Genomic DNA, 15,103 nt, shown 5'->3' with positions numbered 1-15,103 from the left:
ATCCGGCGCTCGTGAAGGGTCACCGTCGTACGCTCCGCTCCCGGTCGGAGCGGGTGAGCGCACGGCCCCGAGCGGGTGAGCGCACGACAGGCGGCCCCGGGCCCGGCCCCTCAGCCCCCGCTCTTCCTGCCCCGGTGCAGCGCCACGATGCCGCCCGTCAGATTCCGCCACGCCACCTTCGACCAGCCCGCCCCTTGCAGCCGTGCGGCCAGCGCCGGCTGGTCGGGCCAGGCGCGGATCGACTCGGCGAGGTAGACGTACGCGTCCGGGTTGCTGCTGACCGCCGTCGCGACCGGCGGCAGCGCGCGCATCAGGTACTCGGTGTAGACCGTGCGGAACGGCGCCCACGTGGGGTGGCTGAACTCGCAGATGACGACCCGGCCGCCGGGCTTCGTCACCCGCAGCAGCTCGCGCAGCGCGGTGTCGGTCTCCTGCACGTTGCGCAGCCCGAAGGAGATCGTGACGGCGTCGAACACCCCGTCCGCGAAGGGCAGCCGGGTCGCGTCCCCGGCCGTGAGCGGCAGGTGCGGGTGGCGCTTCTTGCCCTCCCGCAGCATGCCGGTCGAGAAGTCGCACGGGACGACGTACGCGCCGGTGGCCGCGAAGGGCAGCGACGAGGTGCCCGTGCCCGCCGCGAGGTCCAGCACCTTCTCCCCCGGCCGCGCGGCCACCGCCTGCGCCACCGCCTTGCGCCAGAGCCGGGCCTGGCCCAGCGACAGCACGTCGTTGGTCAGGTCGTACTTCGCCGCCACGTCGTCGAACATCGCGGCGACTTCGTGCGGCTGCTTCTCCAGGGATGCTCGGGTCACGCGCCCATTCTTCCCCGCCCGCGCCGTTGTGCCGCGCACGGGGGGGCGTTTCGAGCCGCGCGGCGGGGCCGGGATCCGGACCAAAGGCCCTGTCCCGGGCCGGATCGGCGCGCGGCGTCCGGTGCGTGCGATCGCACGGCGCCGGAAGAGACTCGCGGCGGAGCTGCCGGGGCGTCTCGGCGACGCCACGAACGTACGGGCCGGTCCCCACCCGCCCGGCCGGGGAGATGCCCAGGCTCTCAGCGGCGGCGGTGCACCAGCCGGCCGCCCAGGACGGTGACGAGCGCACTCCCGTCCTCGGCGAAGACCGCGAAGTCGGCGGGCCCGCCCACCGTCAGCGTCCCGGGGCGGGCCGCGGTCGCCGCGGGCAGCACCCGGAGGCCGGAGCGTTCGACGGCGGTACGGACCGGGGGCCGCTCGAACGGGCCGGTCAGCGCGGTCGTGCCCGCCGCCAGCAGCCGCTGGAGCCCGCGCCGGGCGCTCGCGCCCCACCGGACGTCGGTCATGGCGAGCGCCGCGAGCGCCGCACCGGTGACCGGCTCCGTACCCAGCTCGTCGGCCTCGCGCGGATCGGGGTGGTAGGCGGCCTCCAGGAGCGCCGCCGCACCCGGTTCGTACCGGCCGGGGGCCAGCACGCCGTCCCACTCGCGCACCCGGGCGCGCTCACCGTGCTCGGTGCGCAGCCGCTCGTACGGGCCGATGTCCTCGATGTGGTCGCCGGACACCAGGACAGCGTCCGCCTCGGCGGCAGGCCCGTCACCCTCGGCGAGCCGCACCCCGCGCACCTGATGGATCGTCAACACCCAGACCACCGCCGTCTCTACGCTCCGGCCCCACGCGCCGCCCATTGCCTGCCGGCCTGCCGGCCTGCCGGCCTGCCGGCCTGCCGCGTAAGAGTCGCCCCTAGCGCCCCACCCGGCAAGCTCTGCCCCGTCGCGCCGCCCGGCACGCACGCTTCTTCCGGGCAGGCATCGCCCGTCACGGCACTGGCATCCGCGTCCCCGCGCACCGCGTCGGCCCCGCGCGGCGGCTCCGTGCCCGGTCGGCGCGGGCCGCCCCCGCAGGCGCCGGCCGACCGCGGGTCAGCTGGTCTCGACGAGCTTCAACTCGGGGTGCGCCGTGCCGCCCTCGATGGCCGTGGAGGACAGGTGCGAGACGACCTTGTCGTCGACCGGGTCGTTCGCCGGATCGTCGTGCACGACCAGGTGCTCGTACGTCGTGGCGCGCTGCGCCGGTACGCGGCCGGCCTTGCGGATGAGGTCGATGATCTCCATCCGGTTCGAGCGGTGCTTCGCGCCGGCGGAGGAGACCACGTTCTCCTCCAGCATGATGGAGCCGAGGTCGTCCGCGCCGTAGTGCAGGGAGAGCTGGCCGACCTCCTTGCCCGTGGTCAGCCAGGAGCCCTGGATGTGGGCGACGTTGTCGAGGAAGAGCCGCGCGATGGAGATCATGCGCAGGTACTCGAAGAGGGTGGCCTGCGTCTGGCCCTTCAAGTGGTTGTTCTCGGCCTGGTAGGTGTACGGGATGAAGGCGCGGAAGCCGCCCGTACGGTCCTGGACGTCGCGGATCATCCGCAGGTGCTCGATGCGCTCGGCGTTGGTCTCGCCGGTGCCCATCAGCATCGTGGACGTCGACTCGACGCCCAGCCCGTGCGCGATCTCCATGATCTCCAGCCAGCGCTCGCCGGACTCCTTGAGCGGCGCGATGGCGGTACGCGGCCGGGCGGGGAGCAGCTCCGCGCCCGCGCCCGCGAAGGAGTCGAGGCCGGCGGCGTGGATGCGGCTGATGGCCTCCTCGGCGGTGACGCCGGAGATGCGGGCCATGTGCTCGATCTCGGAGGCGCCGAGGGAGTGGATGACGAGCTCGGGGTACGCCTTCTTGATGGCGGCGAAGTGCTCTTCGTAGTACTCGACGCCGTAGTCCGGGTGGTGGCCGCCCTGGAACATGATCTGCGTGCCGCCGAGCCGGACGGTCTCCTCGCAGCGGCGCAGGATGTCGTCGAGGTCGCGGGTCCAGACCTTGTCGCTCTTCGGCGGGGCGTAGAAGGCGCAGAACTTGCACGCGGTGACGCATGAGTTCGTGTAGTTGATGTTGCGCTCGATGATGTACGTGGCGATGTGCTCGGTGCCCGCGTACCGCTTGCGGCGCGCGGCGTCGGCCGCCGAGCCCAGCGCGTGCAGCGGCGCCGACCGGTACAGGTCGAGCGCCTCCTCCGGGGTGATCCGGCCGCCGGTCGCGGCGCGGTCGAGGACGGACGAGAGGTCGGCGTTCTCGGTCACCGGGGCGTCCCTTCGGAGGGTGCTGACAAGACTGATCCAGCCTACGCCAGCGCTCTGACAGAACCGGTGGGGGCCGGGCTACGGAGGCGGCGGGTCCGGTCCGGTGGCCGCCGGGCCCGGCCGGCAGGGCCGGTGGGACCGATCGGCGGGACCGGTCGGATCCGGTCGGCTGCCCCCGCGCCCACATTGCCTTCCTGTGAGAATCAGCTGATCAGCTTATGACTCAATTCACCGGGCGAAGGGGAACCCTGGGCCCGGCTTTCCCCATCAAACAGGCCGGAACAACCCGTCATGTCCTTCGGGGCAGCAGGATCATCCGGAGCGCCACGAATGAGTCATTCTTCCAGGGGGACCTACCGTTCCCGGGGTCACCGCCGGGCCTCCAAGGCCAAGGGGTGGTTCCTGGGGGCCGTGGCCGTGCTGGTGCTCGGCGGGATCGCGTGGCCGGTCATGGATTACCTCGGCGTCTTCTCGGACCAGGGCGATCCGGTCAGTTTCGGGCAGCCGAAGCCGGGCGAGGGCGGCCAGGCGGGCGGTGACAGCGGCAAGCAGCCGAGCAAGGACTCCAAGGTCCTGATGCCGACCGGGCCGGCGGCCGACTTCCGGGTGCAGAGCCATCTGAGCGACGGCACCACCATCGGCGTCGTGAAGCTCCACGGCAAGAAGTCGGGCTTCACCGGCAAGGTGTGGGTGTGGGCGCCGAAGCAGTACTCGGACCCCAAGTACGCGAAGAGCGGCTTCCCCGTGATGATCGCGCTGCCGGGCGGAAACGGGTACCCGAACAACTACTGGATGGGCACCGACCTCAAGCTCCAGTCGACCATCGCCAAGGAGTCGCTGGCGGGCAAGAGCCTGCCCTTCGTGCTCGCCATGCCGGTGCTGAACCCGGACGCGAAGAACTACTACGACGGCAGCGACATACCCGGCCAGCCCAAGATGGGCACCTGGCTGACCGAGGACGTCCCCGATCTAATGAAGGCGAACTTCCGCACGATCAAGTCGCGCGACGGCTGGGCCTTCATGGGCTCCTCCTCAGGCGGCTTCTCGGGGCTGAAGGCCGTACTGAAGGACCCGGGCAAGTTCAAGGCCGTGATCGCCTCCGGCCCGGACATCGTGCCGGACTCGCCGCTGTGGGCGGGCCACGCGACGGAGGAAGCGGCCAACAACCCGGAGAAGCTGGCCGCGAAGCTGATAGCCGCCAAGCATCCGGACGTCTATCTGAACTTCCAGGTCGGCACCAAGGAACTCACCGTGATGCCGAAGGTGAAGAAATTCCTCGCCCGGTACGGCAACAAGGGGCCGGTCAAGACCCGCCTCCAGGTGATCCAGGGCGGCGAGCACAACGGCAAGACCTATGTGGAGGGCATGGCCAACGGAAGCCTCCAGTGGATAAGCGAGCATATGGAGGGGCCGACGCCGGCCTCGTGACCCGGGGCCCCGGCCACCGGGCTCCGCCCCCTCGGAGCCCCGCCGGCCCCCTCAGAGCCCCGGCCGCCCCCCCTCGGAGCCCCGGCCGGCCCCCTCGGTCCGCCGGGCGGCGGTCAGCCCTCCAGCAGGCTCACCTTCACATCGGCCGGGAACCCGGTCGTCGGGCCCGTACGCCGCGCGAACTCGGTGACGCCGGCCAGCTGCTCCGCCCCGAAGCGGAAGTCCAGGGTCGTGAAGTAGCGCTCCAGCAGCGGCGCGTCGAACGTCTCCCAGCGCGCCGCCTGTTCGGCGACCTTCCCGACCTCCTCCAGGGACACGTCCCGGGAGGCGAGGAACGCCTCGTGCACCTTGCGCACGATGCGCGGCTCGCGCTCCAGGTAGTCGCGGCGCACGGCCCACACCGCGAAGACGAACGGCAGCCCCGTCCAGTCCTTCCACATCTGCCCGAGGTCGTGGACGTCGAGGCCGAGCTTCGGCCCGTAATGCATCTTGGCCCGCAGCGCGGCGTCACCGATCAGAACGGCGGCGTCCGCCTCCTGCATCATCTGGCCGAGGTCCGGCGGGCAGGTGTAGTAGTCGGGCTCGACCTTGTACTGCTCTTCGAGCAGCAGCTGGGCCAGCCGTACGGAGGTGCGCGAGGTCGAACCGAGCGCGACCCGGCCGCGGTCGAGCTGCTCCAGCGGCACCTGCGAGGCGATCACGCAGGACATCACCGGACCGTCGCAGCCGACGGCGATGTCGGGCAGGGCGACGAGGTCGTCGGCGTTCTTCAGGAATTCGACGAGCGTGATGGGCCCGATGTCGAGTTCCCCGCTGACCAGCTGCTCGCTGAGCTTCTCCGGGGTGTCCTTGGTGAGCTCAAGATCGAGCAGCGTGCCCGTACGGGCGAGGCCCCAGTAAAGGGGCAGGCAGTTGAGGAACTGAATGTGGCCGACCCGCGGCCGGCTCCGACGGTGGTCGGGGAGGGCGGCGGCGGCAGAGGCTGAATTGTCCACATCCGGAGGCTAGACCCGGGTCGCACACGCGAGCGGAGCGGGGTCCGGCGATCCGCGCTCGACCTGCGATCTTTTCCGCCCAGAGGCGGCTGAAAACCCCGCCAACAGGTGATCTTCGACTCTTTCCCAGCCCCTGCGGAGCGTGCTAGGCTCACCGCAAGTTGCAGTTTGGTTTCCCTTGCAGTACAGAGCCTGCGGAGCATGTGACCCCGCAGGCTTTTGTAGTTTTCAGACTTCTCGCAGGTTCTGGAGCAGGGCAACCCTTTGGCCCAAGGAGGGCTTATGGCTACCGGAACCGTGAAGTGGTTCAACGCTGAAAAGGGCTTCGGCTTCATCGCCCAGGACGGCGGCGGCCCGGATGTCTTCGTTCACTACTCCGCGATCAACGCCTCTGGCTTCCGTTCCCTGGAAGAGAACCAGCAGGTGAACTTCGACGTCACGCAGGGTCCGAAGGGCCCGCAGGCGGAGAACGTCACCCCCGCCTAGTCCTCACGGACCGGATGGGGTCGACCGATCGCGGTCGACGTGCAACACCTAAGGAGCCCCGCTCCTCCGCTTCGGCGGGGAGCGGGGCTCCTGCCTTGTATACGGACCTTGCGCACGATGTTCCTTGTGTACGCACTCCCACAGCGACCGCGCGCCCGCTCCGCTGCCACGGGACGCCCGGGGAGAAGAGAGCCCCGCGCCACCTTCCCCCACAGAAGGCGGCACGGGGCCGTTCATGGCGGCGCCGGTGGAACCCCGCAATCCGCACGCGGCGGCGGCCCGGCGGCGAAGTCCCGCGCGATGGCGGCCCGCTGGAGTCCCGGCGGCGGTGCCGAAGAACCCGCTGGCCCCGGCGGGTCCCGCCGGGGGCGTGGTGGATCGGTGGATCGGCGCGGTGCGGGCACGAGCGGGTGCGCGTCGTCGGCCGCCTGCCGGATCGCTGTGAGCAGCTTCTCATCCCATGCCGGCCGCCGCTGCGGCACCTCCCGTTTCCCCGGCCACCGCGGCCAGTTCAGGACACCGGCCGTACGCGCGTAACGCCCGTACCCGCCCATACGCGCGTACGGCCCTCCGAGCGCCGGGGAGCGCGGAGGGCCGTACGGGGAGCGGGGTGGTGCGGGGGTGCGGTCAGACGGTCGCGGGCTCCGGCTTGGGCTGCGCCGGGGCCGGGGCGGGGGTCGAAGCCGGGGTCTCGTCGTCCAACGGGGAGGAGCCGGCCGCGTCGTACACCGCGCGGTCCAGGACCTTCTCCCGTGCCGAGACGATGATCGGGACGACGACCTGCCCGGCGACGTTGGTCGCGGTGCGCATCATGTCGAGGATCGGGTCGATCGCCAGCAGCAGGCCCACGCCCGCCAGCGGCAGGCCCAGCGTCGAGAGGGTCAGCGTCAGCATCACGGTCGCGCCGGTCAGTCCGGCCGTGGCGGCCGAGCCGATGACCGAGACGAAGGCGATCAGCAGGTAGTCGCCGACGCCGAGGTGCATGTGGAAGATCTCCGCGACGAAGATCGCGGCGATGGCCGGGTAGATCGAGGCGCAGCCGTCCATCTTGGTCGTGGAGCCGAAGGGCACCGCGAAGGACGCGTACTCCTTCGGCACGCCGAGCCGCTCGGTGACCTTCTGCGTCAACGGCATGGTGCCGACCGAGGAGCGGGAGACGAAGGCCAGCTGGATGGCGGGCCAGGCGCCCTTGAAGAACTGGATCGGGTTGACCTTGGCGACCAGGCCGAGGAGCAGCGGGTAGACGCCGAAGAGGACGAGGGCGCAGCCGACGTAGATGTCGGCGGTGAACGTCGCGTACTGGCCGATCAGGTCCCAGCCGTACTGGTAGATGGCCTTGCCGATCAGACCGACGGTGCCGATGGGGGCGAGCCGGATGACCCACCACAGGGCCTTCTGGAGCAGTTCCAGGACGGAGCGGCTGAGGACGAGGATCGGCTCGGCCTTCTCGCCGAGCTTGAGGGCGGCGATGCCCGCGACGGCGGCCATGAAGACGATCTGCATGACCTGGAGTTCGGTGAACGGCGTGATGACGTCGGTCGGGACGATCCCGGTGAGGAAGTCCAGCCAGGAGCCCGAGTGCTGGGGCTTGGCGCCGTCGGCGGCGGTCAGGCCGGTGCCCGAGCCGGGGTTGGTGAGCAGGCCGATGGCGAGGCCGATGACGACCGCGATCAGCGAGGTCACCATGAACCAGATCAGGGTCCGGGTGGCGAGGCGGGCGGCGTTGTTCACGTTCCGCAGGTTGGTGATGGACACCAGGATGGCGAAGAAGACGAGCGGGGCGACGGCCAGCTTCAGCAGCTGGATGAAGATGCCGCCGATCTTGTCCAGGGTCGTCTGGAGCCAGGCGATGTCGCCGCTCTTGGCGGCCCAGCCGAGGAGGGCGCCGAGGACGAGACCCAGCAGGATCTGGGCCCAGAACGGCACCTTGGGTATGCGCCGGCTCGACGATGACGTGTTCGTTGACGATGACAACGGAATCTCCGGGGACAGACGGGTGTCAGAGAGGAAGGGCGTGAATGCGCCAGGAGGTCCGTACGGGATCTCCGGCCGCTGCGGCGTGCCGGGCGGGGCCCGGTCAGCGGCGGTGACAGGCCGCGGACATGCGGCGGCAAAGATCGATGTGCAGGCGCGCCACGAGCACGACGCTCGTGGGGGATCGGTGCGCAGCTGCTGTCTTCATGACGATTACGTTAACACTCGAACTTTGAGGTTCCCAAAGAATATCTTTGGTATCTCGCGTAACGGACGGTCCCAGCACGGGACAACACGGGGCGACGGGTGACAGCGGGGGGCAAAAACGACAGCGCCCCGCAGGGGAGCGGCTGCTCCCCTGCGGGGCGTGCGTAGTGAGTGCGGGGCGCTTACACGACGTGGTCCTCTTGGGCGGCGTTGGCCGCCAGCGCCTCCTTGGCGCGGTCCACGCGCCCGACGATCTGCTCGGACATGGCGTCGCGCTGCTTGCGCAGCAGCACATAGCTCAGCGGCGCGGAGATGATGAGCGCGACCAGCACCATCCAGACCAGGTTGGAGCCGCGCACCGCGAGTGGAATGGCGTGTACGGAGCAGAGCACCCAGACCAGCGCGAAGCAGGCGATGAGGAGGCCGATTCGCATACCGGTGTAGCGGAGCGAGGCGAACTTCTGGCTACTCACGGAGAGACCTTCTTCTCAACGACATCCGAAAGGGGCACCCTCCAGTCAAGCACGCCCCCGATTCGTTCAGAGAAGGGGGAGCCACATCGTGATGTCGTCGCGGTGGTCGCCCTCCGCGACCTTGATCGCGTCGGGCACCCGGCCGACCTCCTTGAAGCCGCAGCCGATGGAGAAGCCGTCCAGCCCGGTGCCGCCTCGGTCGCTGCGGCGCAGCGCGTCGAATCCCAGGTCACGGGCCATCTTTATGGATTCGGGCAGCATCCGCCGGCCGTGTCCGCCGCCCTGGAGCACCGGGTCGACCATGACCGCGACCACGGTGCACCGGTGGTCCAGCGGCCGGTCCGGGTTGAGCTTGAGGAGGACCGTTCCGACGGCGCGAAGCGCTCCGGAGAGCGGCGCGGACTCGCGGGCCTCGCCGGAAACCGAAGAGACCCCGGCCGGCGGCCGGGGTCTCAACGGGTGCGTGCGGTGCTGCGGCCTCAGACGCGCATCGCCTGCGGCGACTCGCGCCGCGCCGGGTCCGGACCGTCGTACTCGCGGATGATCTCGTAGCGCGTGTTGCGCTCGACGGGGCGGAAGCCCGCGTCCCGGATCAGGTCCAGCAGGTCGTCGCGGGTCAGCTTGTTCGGCGTCCCGTAGTTGTCCGCGTCGTGCGTGATCTTGTACTCGACGACCGAGCCGTCCATGTCGTCCGCGCCGTGCTGGAGCGCGAGCTGGGTGGTCTGCACGCCGTGCATCACCCAGAAGCACTTGACGTGCGGGACGTTGTCGAAGAGCAGCCGGGAGACCGCGAAGGTCTTCAGCGCCTCGGCGCCGGTCGCCATCGTCGTACGGGCCTGGAGCCGGTTGCGTACCTTGCCGTCCTTCATGTCCACGAAGTCGTGCTGGTAGCGCAGCGGGATGAAGACCTGGAAGCCGTTCGTCTCGTCCTGGAGCTCGCGCAGCCGCAGTACGTGGTCCACCCGGTGACGGGGCTCCTCGATGTGCCCGTACAGCATCGTGGCCGGCGTCTTGAGCCCCTTCTCGTGGGCGAGCCGGTGGATGCGCGACCAGTCCTCCCAGTGGGTGTCGTGGTCGACGATGTGCTGCCGGACCTCCCAGTCGAAGATCTCCGCGCCGCCGCCGGTCAGCGACTCCAGGCCGGCGTCGATCAGCTCGTCGAGGATCTCGCTCGCGGTCAGCCCGGAGATCTTCTCGAAGTGGTGGATCTCGGTGGCCGTGAACGCCTTCAGGCCGACGTGCGGCAGCGCTTCCTTGAGGGCCCTGAGGGACCTCGGGTAGTAGCGCCACGGCAGCGTGGGGTGCAGGCCGTTGACGATGTGCAGCTCGGTGAGGTTCTCGTTCTCCATGGCCTTGGCCAGGCGGACGGCCTCCTCGATGCGCATCGTGTACGCGTCCTTCTCGCCCGGCTTGCGCTGGAAGGAGCAGTACGCGCACGAGGCGGTGCACACGTTGGTCATGTTGAGGTGGCGGTTGACGTTGAAGTGGACGATGTCGCCGTTCTTGCGCGTCCGCACCTCGTGGGCGAGACCGCCCAGCCACGCCAGGTCGTCGCTCTCGTAGAGCGCCACCCCGTCCTCACGGGTCAGCCGCTCCCCGGACCGGACCTTGTCCTCCAGCTCGCGCTTGAGACCCACATCCATCGATGCAGTCATCCGGTCGCCTCCACTACGTATACCCATGTCTGCTGTGCGCCGTTCGGGCCTCTGTCCGCTGTAGCCGTTCGGGCCTCGTCGAGCCTACGCCTACGGCTCCTCGGGAAGCTCCCCGACCCGGTTCTCCCACTTCGTGGAGAGCACGATCGTGGTGCGCGTCCGCGAGACCCCCCGGGTCCCGGAGAGTCTGCGGATGGTCCGCTCCAGCCCGTCCACGTCGCCGACCCGCGCCTTGAGCATGTACGAGTCGTCGCCCGCGATGAACCAGCAGTCCTCGATCTCCGGCAGGTCGCGCAGCCGCCGCGCCACGTCCTCGTGGTCGGCGGCGTCGGAGAGGGAGATGCCGATCAGGGCCGTCACGCCGAGGCCGAGCGAGGCGGAGTCGACCGTCGCGCGGTATCCGGTGATGACGCCCGCCGCCTCCAGGCGGTTGATCCGGTCGGTGACGCTCGGCCCCGAGAGCCCCACCAGCCGGCCCAGTTCCGCGTACGAGGCCCGTCCGTTCTCCCGCAGAGCCTGGATGAGCTGCCTGTCCACCGCGTCCATACGCCTGACACCTTCCAATAATCAGCGAACTCGCAGTTTTGCATGTAGAATCTAAGGCGTACAGGGCAGATGCCCTGCAAATCAGTCACACGATCAAAGAAGATCTAGGAGTGTGTCCCGTGTACACGATCGAGATGGCCTACGCCCGGATGCGCGAGCTTCAGGACGAGGCCAAGCGTTCGCGTGCTCACCAGCCCAGCGCTGCCGCCCGCCGCGCCGGAACCATGTTCCGCACCGCGCGCGCCAAGAAGCGCTGAGCGCCTCAACCCTCCCGAGAGCCGCCACCCAGCTCTCCCTCCCAGCGGCGGTACAGCTGATGCGGCACACCTGCCGCGTCCAGCACCCGCCCCGCGACGAAGTCCACCAGATCCTGGATGTGCGTCGCCCCCGCGTAAAACGCCGGAGAGGCGGGCAGCACCACGGCGCCCGCCTCGTCCAGCGCCACCAGATGCTTGAGCGTCTGACCGTTCAGCGGCGTCTCGCGCACCGCGACCACCAGCGGGCGCCGCTCCTTGAGCGACACGCTCGCCGCCCGTTGCAGCAGATCCTTCGACAGCCCCAGCGCGACCCCGGCCACACAGGCCGTCGACGCGGGCACGATCAGCATCCCCTGTACGGGGTACGAGCCGGACGACGGCCCCGCGGCCAGATCGCCGGCCGCCCAGTACCGCACCCCCGACACATCCACGTCGAAGACGTCCGGCTTGCCGTCCGCGCCCCAGGCGAGCCACGCCGCCAGGTCGTCGCGCCAGTGCGCGTCGCGGAAGCTGATGCCCGTCTCGTCCAGCAGGGTCAGCCGTGAGGCGCGGCTGACCACCAGGTCCACGTCCTCGCCGGCGCTCAGCAGCGCGCGCAGTACGGAGGCGGCATACGGGGTACCGGACGCGCCGGAGACCCCCACCAGCCACGGGCGGCGTGTTCTTGTGTGTTCGTGCGGCTCCACGACCAGAGCCTATCCGGCCACCGTCCGCCCGATCCCTGTCACCCGCTCGGATCGGCGGCCGGGGCGGCGTGCCCCGGCTCACCCGAAACGGTTACGCCGTCGATCCCGGCGGTGACGCCGTCGATCCCGGCGGCGCCATCGGTCCCGACAGCCATGCCGCCCGGTCCCGGCAGCCACGCCACCGGTCCGGCGGTCAGACCGTCAGCCCCCGCACCAGCAGGTCGAGCAGCACGCACACGAACAGCGAGATCCCGATGAAGCTGTTGGTCTGGAAGAACGCCCGGTTCAGCCGGGACAGGTCGTGCGGCTTCACGATCGTGTGCTCGTAGCAGAACGCCGCCGCGACGATCACCAGGCCGATCCAGAAGAACACCCCGGCGTGGGTGGCCAGCCCGAACCACACCAGCAGCGCCGTGGTCAGCACATGGCAGACCCGCGCCCCGTACAGCGCCGCCGGGACGCCGTACCGGGCCGGGGTCGACTTCACCCCGTGCGCCCGGTCCGCCTCCACGTCCTGGGAGCCGAAGATCAGGTCGAAGCCGCCGATCCAGATGCCGACCGCGAGGCCGAGGATCACCGCCTCCCACGACCACTCCCCCGTGACCGCGAGCCACGCGCCGACCGGGCCCATCGCCTGCGCCAGGCCCAGGATCGCGTGCGGGAAGTCGGTGAACCGCTTCCCGTACGGATAGACCACCATCGGGACCACGGCGATCGGCGCCAGCGCCAGGCACAGCGGGTTCAGCGCCGCCGCCGCGCCCAGGAAGACCACGACCGCCACCAGCGCGCCGGTCCACGCGGAGCGCACCGACACCGCGCCCGTCACCAGCTCGCGGCCGGCCGTGCGCGGATTGCGCGCGTCGATCTCGCGGTCGATGATCCGGTTGCAGGCCATCGCGAAGGTGCGCAGCCCCACCATGGCGATGGTCACCAGGAGCAGCCGCCCCCAGTGGATCTCCTTGTCGAGCCGGTACATCGCGGTGAGTGCGGCGATGTACGCGAAGGGCAGCGCGAAGACGGAGTGCTCGATCATCACGAGCCGCAGGAACGCCCGCACCTTGCTGCTGGGCTGCGCGGGCCCCTGACCCAGTACGCCTTCGGCGGCCGACATCACAGCCCGTACTCCTTCCAACGCTTCGTCACCTTTTCGGCGACCTCCGGGTCCGACTCGACCATGTGCGGCCAGCCGCCGTCGCGCGTGTAGCCCTCCTCGGGCCACTTCGCGGTCGCGTCGATGCCCGCCTTGCCGCCCCAGAACTGCTGGTACGAGGCGTGGTCGAGGTGGTCGACCGGCCCCTCGACGACGGTCAGGTCGCGCGCGTAGTCCGTGTTCCCCAGCGCCCGCCAGGCGACCTCGTGCAGGTCGTGGACGTCGCAGTCGGCGTCCACCACCACGATCAGCTTGGTGAGCGACATCATGTGCGCGCCCCAGATCGCGTGCATGACCTTCTGCGCGTGCTTGGGGTACCGCTTGTCGATCGCGACGATCGCGCAGTTGTGGAAGCCGCCCGACTCCGGCAGGTGGTAGTCCACGATGTCCGGCACGATGATCTTCAGCAGCGGGAGGAAGAACCGCTCGGTGGCCCGGCCGAGGGGGCCGTCCTCCGTCGGCGGCCGGCCCACCACGATCGACTGGAGCAGCGGGCGCTTGCGCATCGTGACGCAGTCGATGGTCAGCGCGGGGAACGGCTCCTGCGGCGTGTAGAAGCCGGTGTGGTCGCCGAACGGCCCCTCCGGCAGCATCTCGCCCGGCTCCAGCCACCCCTCGATGACCACCTCGGCCTGCGCCGGGACCTGGAGCGGCACCGTCTTGCAGTCGACCATCTCGATCCGCTTGCCCTGCACGAACCCCGCGAACAGGTACTCGTCGATGTCACCGGGCAGCGGCGCGGTCGAGGCGTACGTCACGGCGGGCGGGGCGCCGAAGGCGATCGCGACCGGCAGCCGCTCACCGCGCCGGGCGGCCACCTGGTAGTGGTTGCGGCTGTCCTTGTGGATCTGCCAGTGCATGCCGATGGTGCGCTTGTCGTGGCGCTGGAGGCGGTAGAGCCCCAGGTTGCGCACGCCCGTCTCGGGGTGCTTGGTGTGCGTGAGCCCCAGGTTGAAGAAGGATCCGCCGTCCTCCGGCCAGGTGAAGAGCGCGGGCAGCTGCTCCAGGTCGACGTCGTCGCCGGTGAGCACCGTCTCCTGGACGGGCGCGGCCTCCCCCTTCACCTTCTTCGGCGGTACGTGCGCCATGTTCGCGAGCTTCCCGAACGCCTCCCGCACCCCGACGAAGCCCTGCGGCAGCTCGGGCTTCAGCAGCCCGCCGATCCGGTCGCTGATGTCGTCGTAGGACTTCAGCCCGAGCGACTTCAGCAGCCGGCGGTCGGTCCCGAAGACGTTCATGGCCAGCGGCATCGCCGCGCCCTTCACGTTCTCGAAGAGCAGCGCCGGACCGCCCGCCTTGTTCACCCGGTCGACGATCTCCCCGATCTCCAGATAGGGGTCGACTTCCGCTTTGACGCGCTTGAGGTCGCCGTCGCGCTCAAGTGCTCTCAGGAATGAGCGAAGATCGTCATAAGCCATGCCATCAAGTATCAAGCACGCACTACCCTTGTCCCGTCACGGGGGCCGCCGACCGGCCCGTTCCATCTCTCTGGGGGCCCTCCACCATGCTCAGGTATCTGCCGTTCCTGCTGGTCCTGGCCCTGTGGATCTATGCCTTCATCGACTGCCTGAACACTCCGGAGCATGAGGTCAGGGGGCTGCCGAAGCTGGCGTGGGTGTTCATCATCCTGCTCTTCGGCGAAGTGCTGATCGGTCCGATCGCCTGGCTCGCCGCGGGCCGGCCGCGCGCCGCGGCCGGGCCCGGCCGGGCGGCGGGGGCCGGGCCGCGCCGCGCCTGGGTGGCGCCGGACGACAACCCCGACTTCCTGAACACCCTCCATCAGGACGGCGCGCGCCGGGGCGGCACGAGGGGCGGCGCCGCGGACGAGGAGCTGCTCAAGAACTGGGAGGCGGACCTGCGCCGCCGCGAGGAGGAGATGCGCCGCCGGGACGGCGGCCCCGAGGACGCGCCGCCGGCCCCGCCGAAGGGCTGAGTCGTACGAATTCGGCCCGTACCCACGCCGTACGGGCCACTCCGGTACGAATTCGGCTCGTACGGACGCCGTACGGGCCGCTCCGGCGTCCGGCTGGCGCCGATCGGGACGCAAGACGACCACATCGGTCAACTCACGTCTCTTCACAGCCATTTGTCGCATCGTTCACGTATGTCCTCCTGCCGTTGGTGCGCACGCGCCGCGAGAGTCGGGTCGGCCCATTGG

16 protein-coding genes are annotated in these 15,103 nt (G+C 70.1%); 4 read left to right on the top strand and 12 right to left on the bottom strand.

Annotated elements, in window-relative coordinates; genetic code table 11:
• Nucleotides 1-110: 110 nt before the first annotated feature.
• From AC07AB_RS30955 to mqnC, 3 genes are all read right to left on the bottom strand, one after another.
• Nucleotides 111-809 (bottom strand): demethylmenaquinone methyltransferase, encoded by a 699-nt coding sequence (locus tag AC07AB_RS30955; RefSeq protein WP_478573756.1) that lies wholly within the window; start codon nt 807-809, stop codon nt 111-113.
• A 239-nt stretch (nt 810-1,048) separates the two neighbouring features.
• Nucleotides 1,049-1,612 carry a hypothetical protein gene (locus AC07AB_RS30950; protein WP_478573753.1) on the bottom strand — a complete coding sequence of 188 codons (564 nt, stop codon included), beginning with the start codon at nt 1,610-1,612 and terminating at the stop codon, nt 1,049-1,051.
• Nucleotides 1,613-1,891: 279 nt separating this feature from the next.
• Nucleotides 1,892-3,088: a cyclic dehypoxanthinyl futalosine synthase gene (gene mqnC / locus AC07AB_RS30945; protein ID WP_478573751.1), complete on the bottom strand. Its 1,197-nt coding sequence runs from the start codon at nt 3,086-3,088 to the stop codon at nt 1,892-1,894.
• 330 nt (nt 3,089-3,418) lie between these two features.
• On the opposite strand from mqnC, the gene AC07AB_RS30940 reads away from it, so the two are divergent.
• Nucleotides 3,419-4,516: an alpha/beta hydrolase gene (locus AC07AB_RS30940; RefSeq protein WP_478573748.1), complete on the top strand. Its 1,098-nt coding sequence runs from the start codon at nt 3,419-3,421 to the stop codon at nt 4,514-4,516.
• A 113-nt stretch (nt 4,517-4,629) separates the two neighbouring features.
• Here AC07AB_RS30940 and AC07AB_RS30935 read toward each other — a convergent pair whose 3' ends face one another.
• A complete protein-coding gene (locus AC07AB_RS30935) occupies nt 4,630-5,511 on the bottom strand; it encodes a menaquinone biosynthetic enzyme MqnA/MqnD family protein (protein ID WP_478573745.1) in 882 nt (293 codons plus the stop codon).
• Nucleotides 5,512-5,793: 282 nt separating this feature from the next.
• Between AC07AB_RS30935 and AC07AB_RS30930 the strand changes: the two genes are divergently transcribed.
• Nucleotides 5,794-5,997, top strand: a complete 204-nt coding sequence (locus AC07AB_RS30930; RefSeq protein ID WP_007265804.1) for a cold-shock protein — start codon at nt 5,794-5,796, stop codon at nt 5,995-5,997.
• Nucleotides 5,998-6,624: 627 nt separating this feature from the next.
• Here AC07AB_RS30930 and AC07AB_RS30925 read toward each other — a convergent pair.
• The 5 genes from AC07AB_RS30925 to AC07AB_RS30905 all read right to left on the bottom strand — a co-directional run bounded on the left by AC07AB_RS30925 (nt 6,625) and on the right by AC07AB_RS30905 (nt 10,852).
• Nucleotides 6,625-7,989: a dicarboxylate/amino acid:cation symporter gene (locus tag AC07AB_RS30925; protein WP_478573977.1), complete on the bottom strand. Its 1,365-nt coding sequence runs from the start codon at nt 7,987-7,989 to the stop codon at nt 6,625-6,627.
• A gap of 371 nt (nt 7,990-8,360) precedes the next feature.
• Complete coding sequence (locus tag AC07AB_RS30920) at nt 8,361-8,651, bottom strand: DUF4229 domain-containing protein (protein WP_478573742.1); 291 nt, start codon at nt 8,649-8,651, stop codon at nt 8,361-8,363.
• 66 nt (nt 8,652-8,717) lie between these two features.
• Entirely contained in the window at nt 8,718-9,107 is a 390-nt protein-coding gene (locus tag AC07AB_RS30915; protein ID WP_478573739.1) for an N-acetyltransferase family protein, read from the bottom strand.
• Nucleotides 9,108-9,130: 23 nt separating this feature from the next.
• Entirely contained in the window at nt 9,131-10,294 is a 1,164-nt protein-coding gene (mqnE, locus tag AC07AB_RS30910) for an aminofutalosine synthase MqnE (protein WP_478573974.1), read from the bottom strand.
• A gap of 102 nt (nt 10,295-10,396) precedes the next feature.
• Nucleotides 10,397-10,852 carry an Lrp/AsnC family transcriptional regulator gene (locus AC07AB_RS30905; protein WP_363132913.1) on the bottom strand — a complete coding sequence of 152 codons (456 nt, stop codon included), beginning with the start codon at nt 10,850-10,852 and terminating at the stop codon, nt 10,397-10,399.
• Nucleotides 10,853-10,971: 119 nt separating this feature from the next.
• Here AC07AB_RS30905 and AC07AB_RS30900 point away from each other — a divergent pair, with 119 nt between their 5' ends.
• The gene (locus AC07AB_RS30900) at nt 10,972-11,109 is read left to right on the top strand and encodes a hypothetical protein (protein ID WP_478573736.1); all 138 of its coding nucleotides are present in this window, start codon (nt 10,972-10,974) and stop codon (nt 11,107-11,109) included.
• Between the two features lie 5 nt (nt 11,110-11,114).
• Here AC07AB_RS30900 and AC07AB_RS30895 read toward each other — a convergent pair whose 3' ends face one another.
• The 3 genes from AC07AB_RS30895 to AC07AB_RS30885 form a co-directional block, all read right to left on the bottom strand.
• Nucleotides 11,115-11,795: a UbiX family flavin prenyltransferase gene (locus AC07AB_RS30895; protein WP_478573734.1), complete on the bottom strand. Its 681-nt coding sequence runs from the start codon at nt 11,793-11,795 to the stop codon at nt 11,115-11,117.
• Nucleotides 11,796-11,988: 193 nt separating this feature from the next.
• Nucleotides 11,989-12,906: a menaquinone biosynthesis prenyltransferase MqnP gene (gene mqnP, locus AC07AB_RS30890; RefSeq protein WP_478573731.1), complete on the bottom strand. Its 918-nt coding sequence runs from the start codon at nt 12,904-12,906 to the stop codon at nt 11,989-11,991.
• On the bottom strand, nt 12,906-14,363 hold the full coding sequence (locus tag AC07AB_RS30885; protein ID WP_478573728.1) for a menaquinone biosynthesis decarboxylase: 1,458 nt from the start codon (nt 14,361-14,363) through the stop codon (nt 12,906-12,908). Before AC07AB_RS30885 ends, mqnP begins: the two co-directional genes overlap by 1 nt.
• An 86-nt stretch (nt 14,364-14,449) precedes the next feature.
• On the opposite strand from AC07AB_RS30885, the gene AC07AB_RS30880 reads away from it, so the two are divergent.
• Entirely contained in the window at nt 14,450-14,878 is a 429-nt protein-coding gene (locus AC07AB_RS30880) for a PLD nuclease N-terminal domain-containing protein (RefSeq protein ID WP_478573725.1), read from the top strand.
• Nucleotides 14,879-15,103 lie beyond the last annotated feature (225 nt).

This window comes from Streptomyces sp. NPDC044033, assembly GCF_056434425.1.
The sequence above is the reverse complement of the archived record's forward strand: the minus strand, read 5'-3'. Positions and strand labels throughout refer to the sequence as shown.

What these genes read in the sequence shown, in the direction of transcription:
- AC07AB_RS30940 (WP_478573748.1), top strand. Translation starts at nt 3,419, where the DNA reads ATGAGTCATTCTTCCAGGGGGACCTACCGTTCCCGGGGTCACCGCCGG.
- AC07AB_RS30930 (WP_007265804.1), top strand. Translation starts at nt 5,794, where the DNA reads ATGGCTACCGGAACCGTGAAGTGGTTCAACGCTGAAAAGGGCTTCGGC.
- mqnE (WP_478573974.1), bottom strand. Translation starts at nt 10,294, where the DNA reads ATGGATGTGGGTCTCAAGCGCGAGCTGGAGGACAAGGTCCGGTCCGGG.
- AC07AB_RS30905 (WP_363132913.1), bottom strand. Translation starts at nt 10,852, where the DNA reads ATGGACGCGGTGGACAGGCAGCTCATCCAGGCTCTGCGGGAGAACGGA.
- mqnP (WP_478573731.1), bottom strand. Translation starts at nt 12,906, where the DNA reads ATGTCGGCCGCCGAAGGCGTACTGGGTCAGGGGCCCGCGCAGCCCAGC.
- AC07AB_RS30885 (WP_478573728.1), bottom strand. Translation starts at nt 14,363, where the DNA reads ATGGCTTATGACGATCTTCGCTCATTCCTGAGAGCACTTGAGCGCGAC.
- AC07AB_RS30880 (WP_478573725.1), top strand. Translation starts at nt 14,450, where the DNA reads ATGCTCAGGTATCTGCCGTTCCTGCTGGTCCTGGCCCTGTGGATCTAT.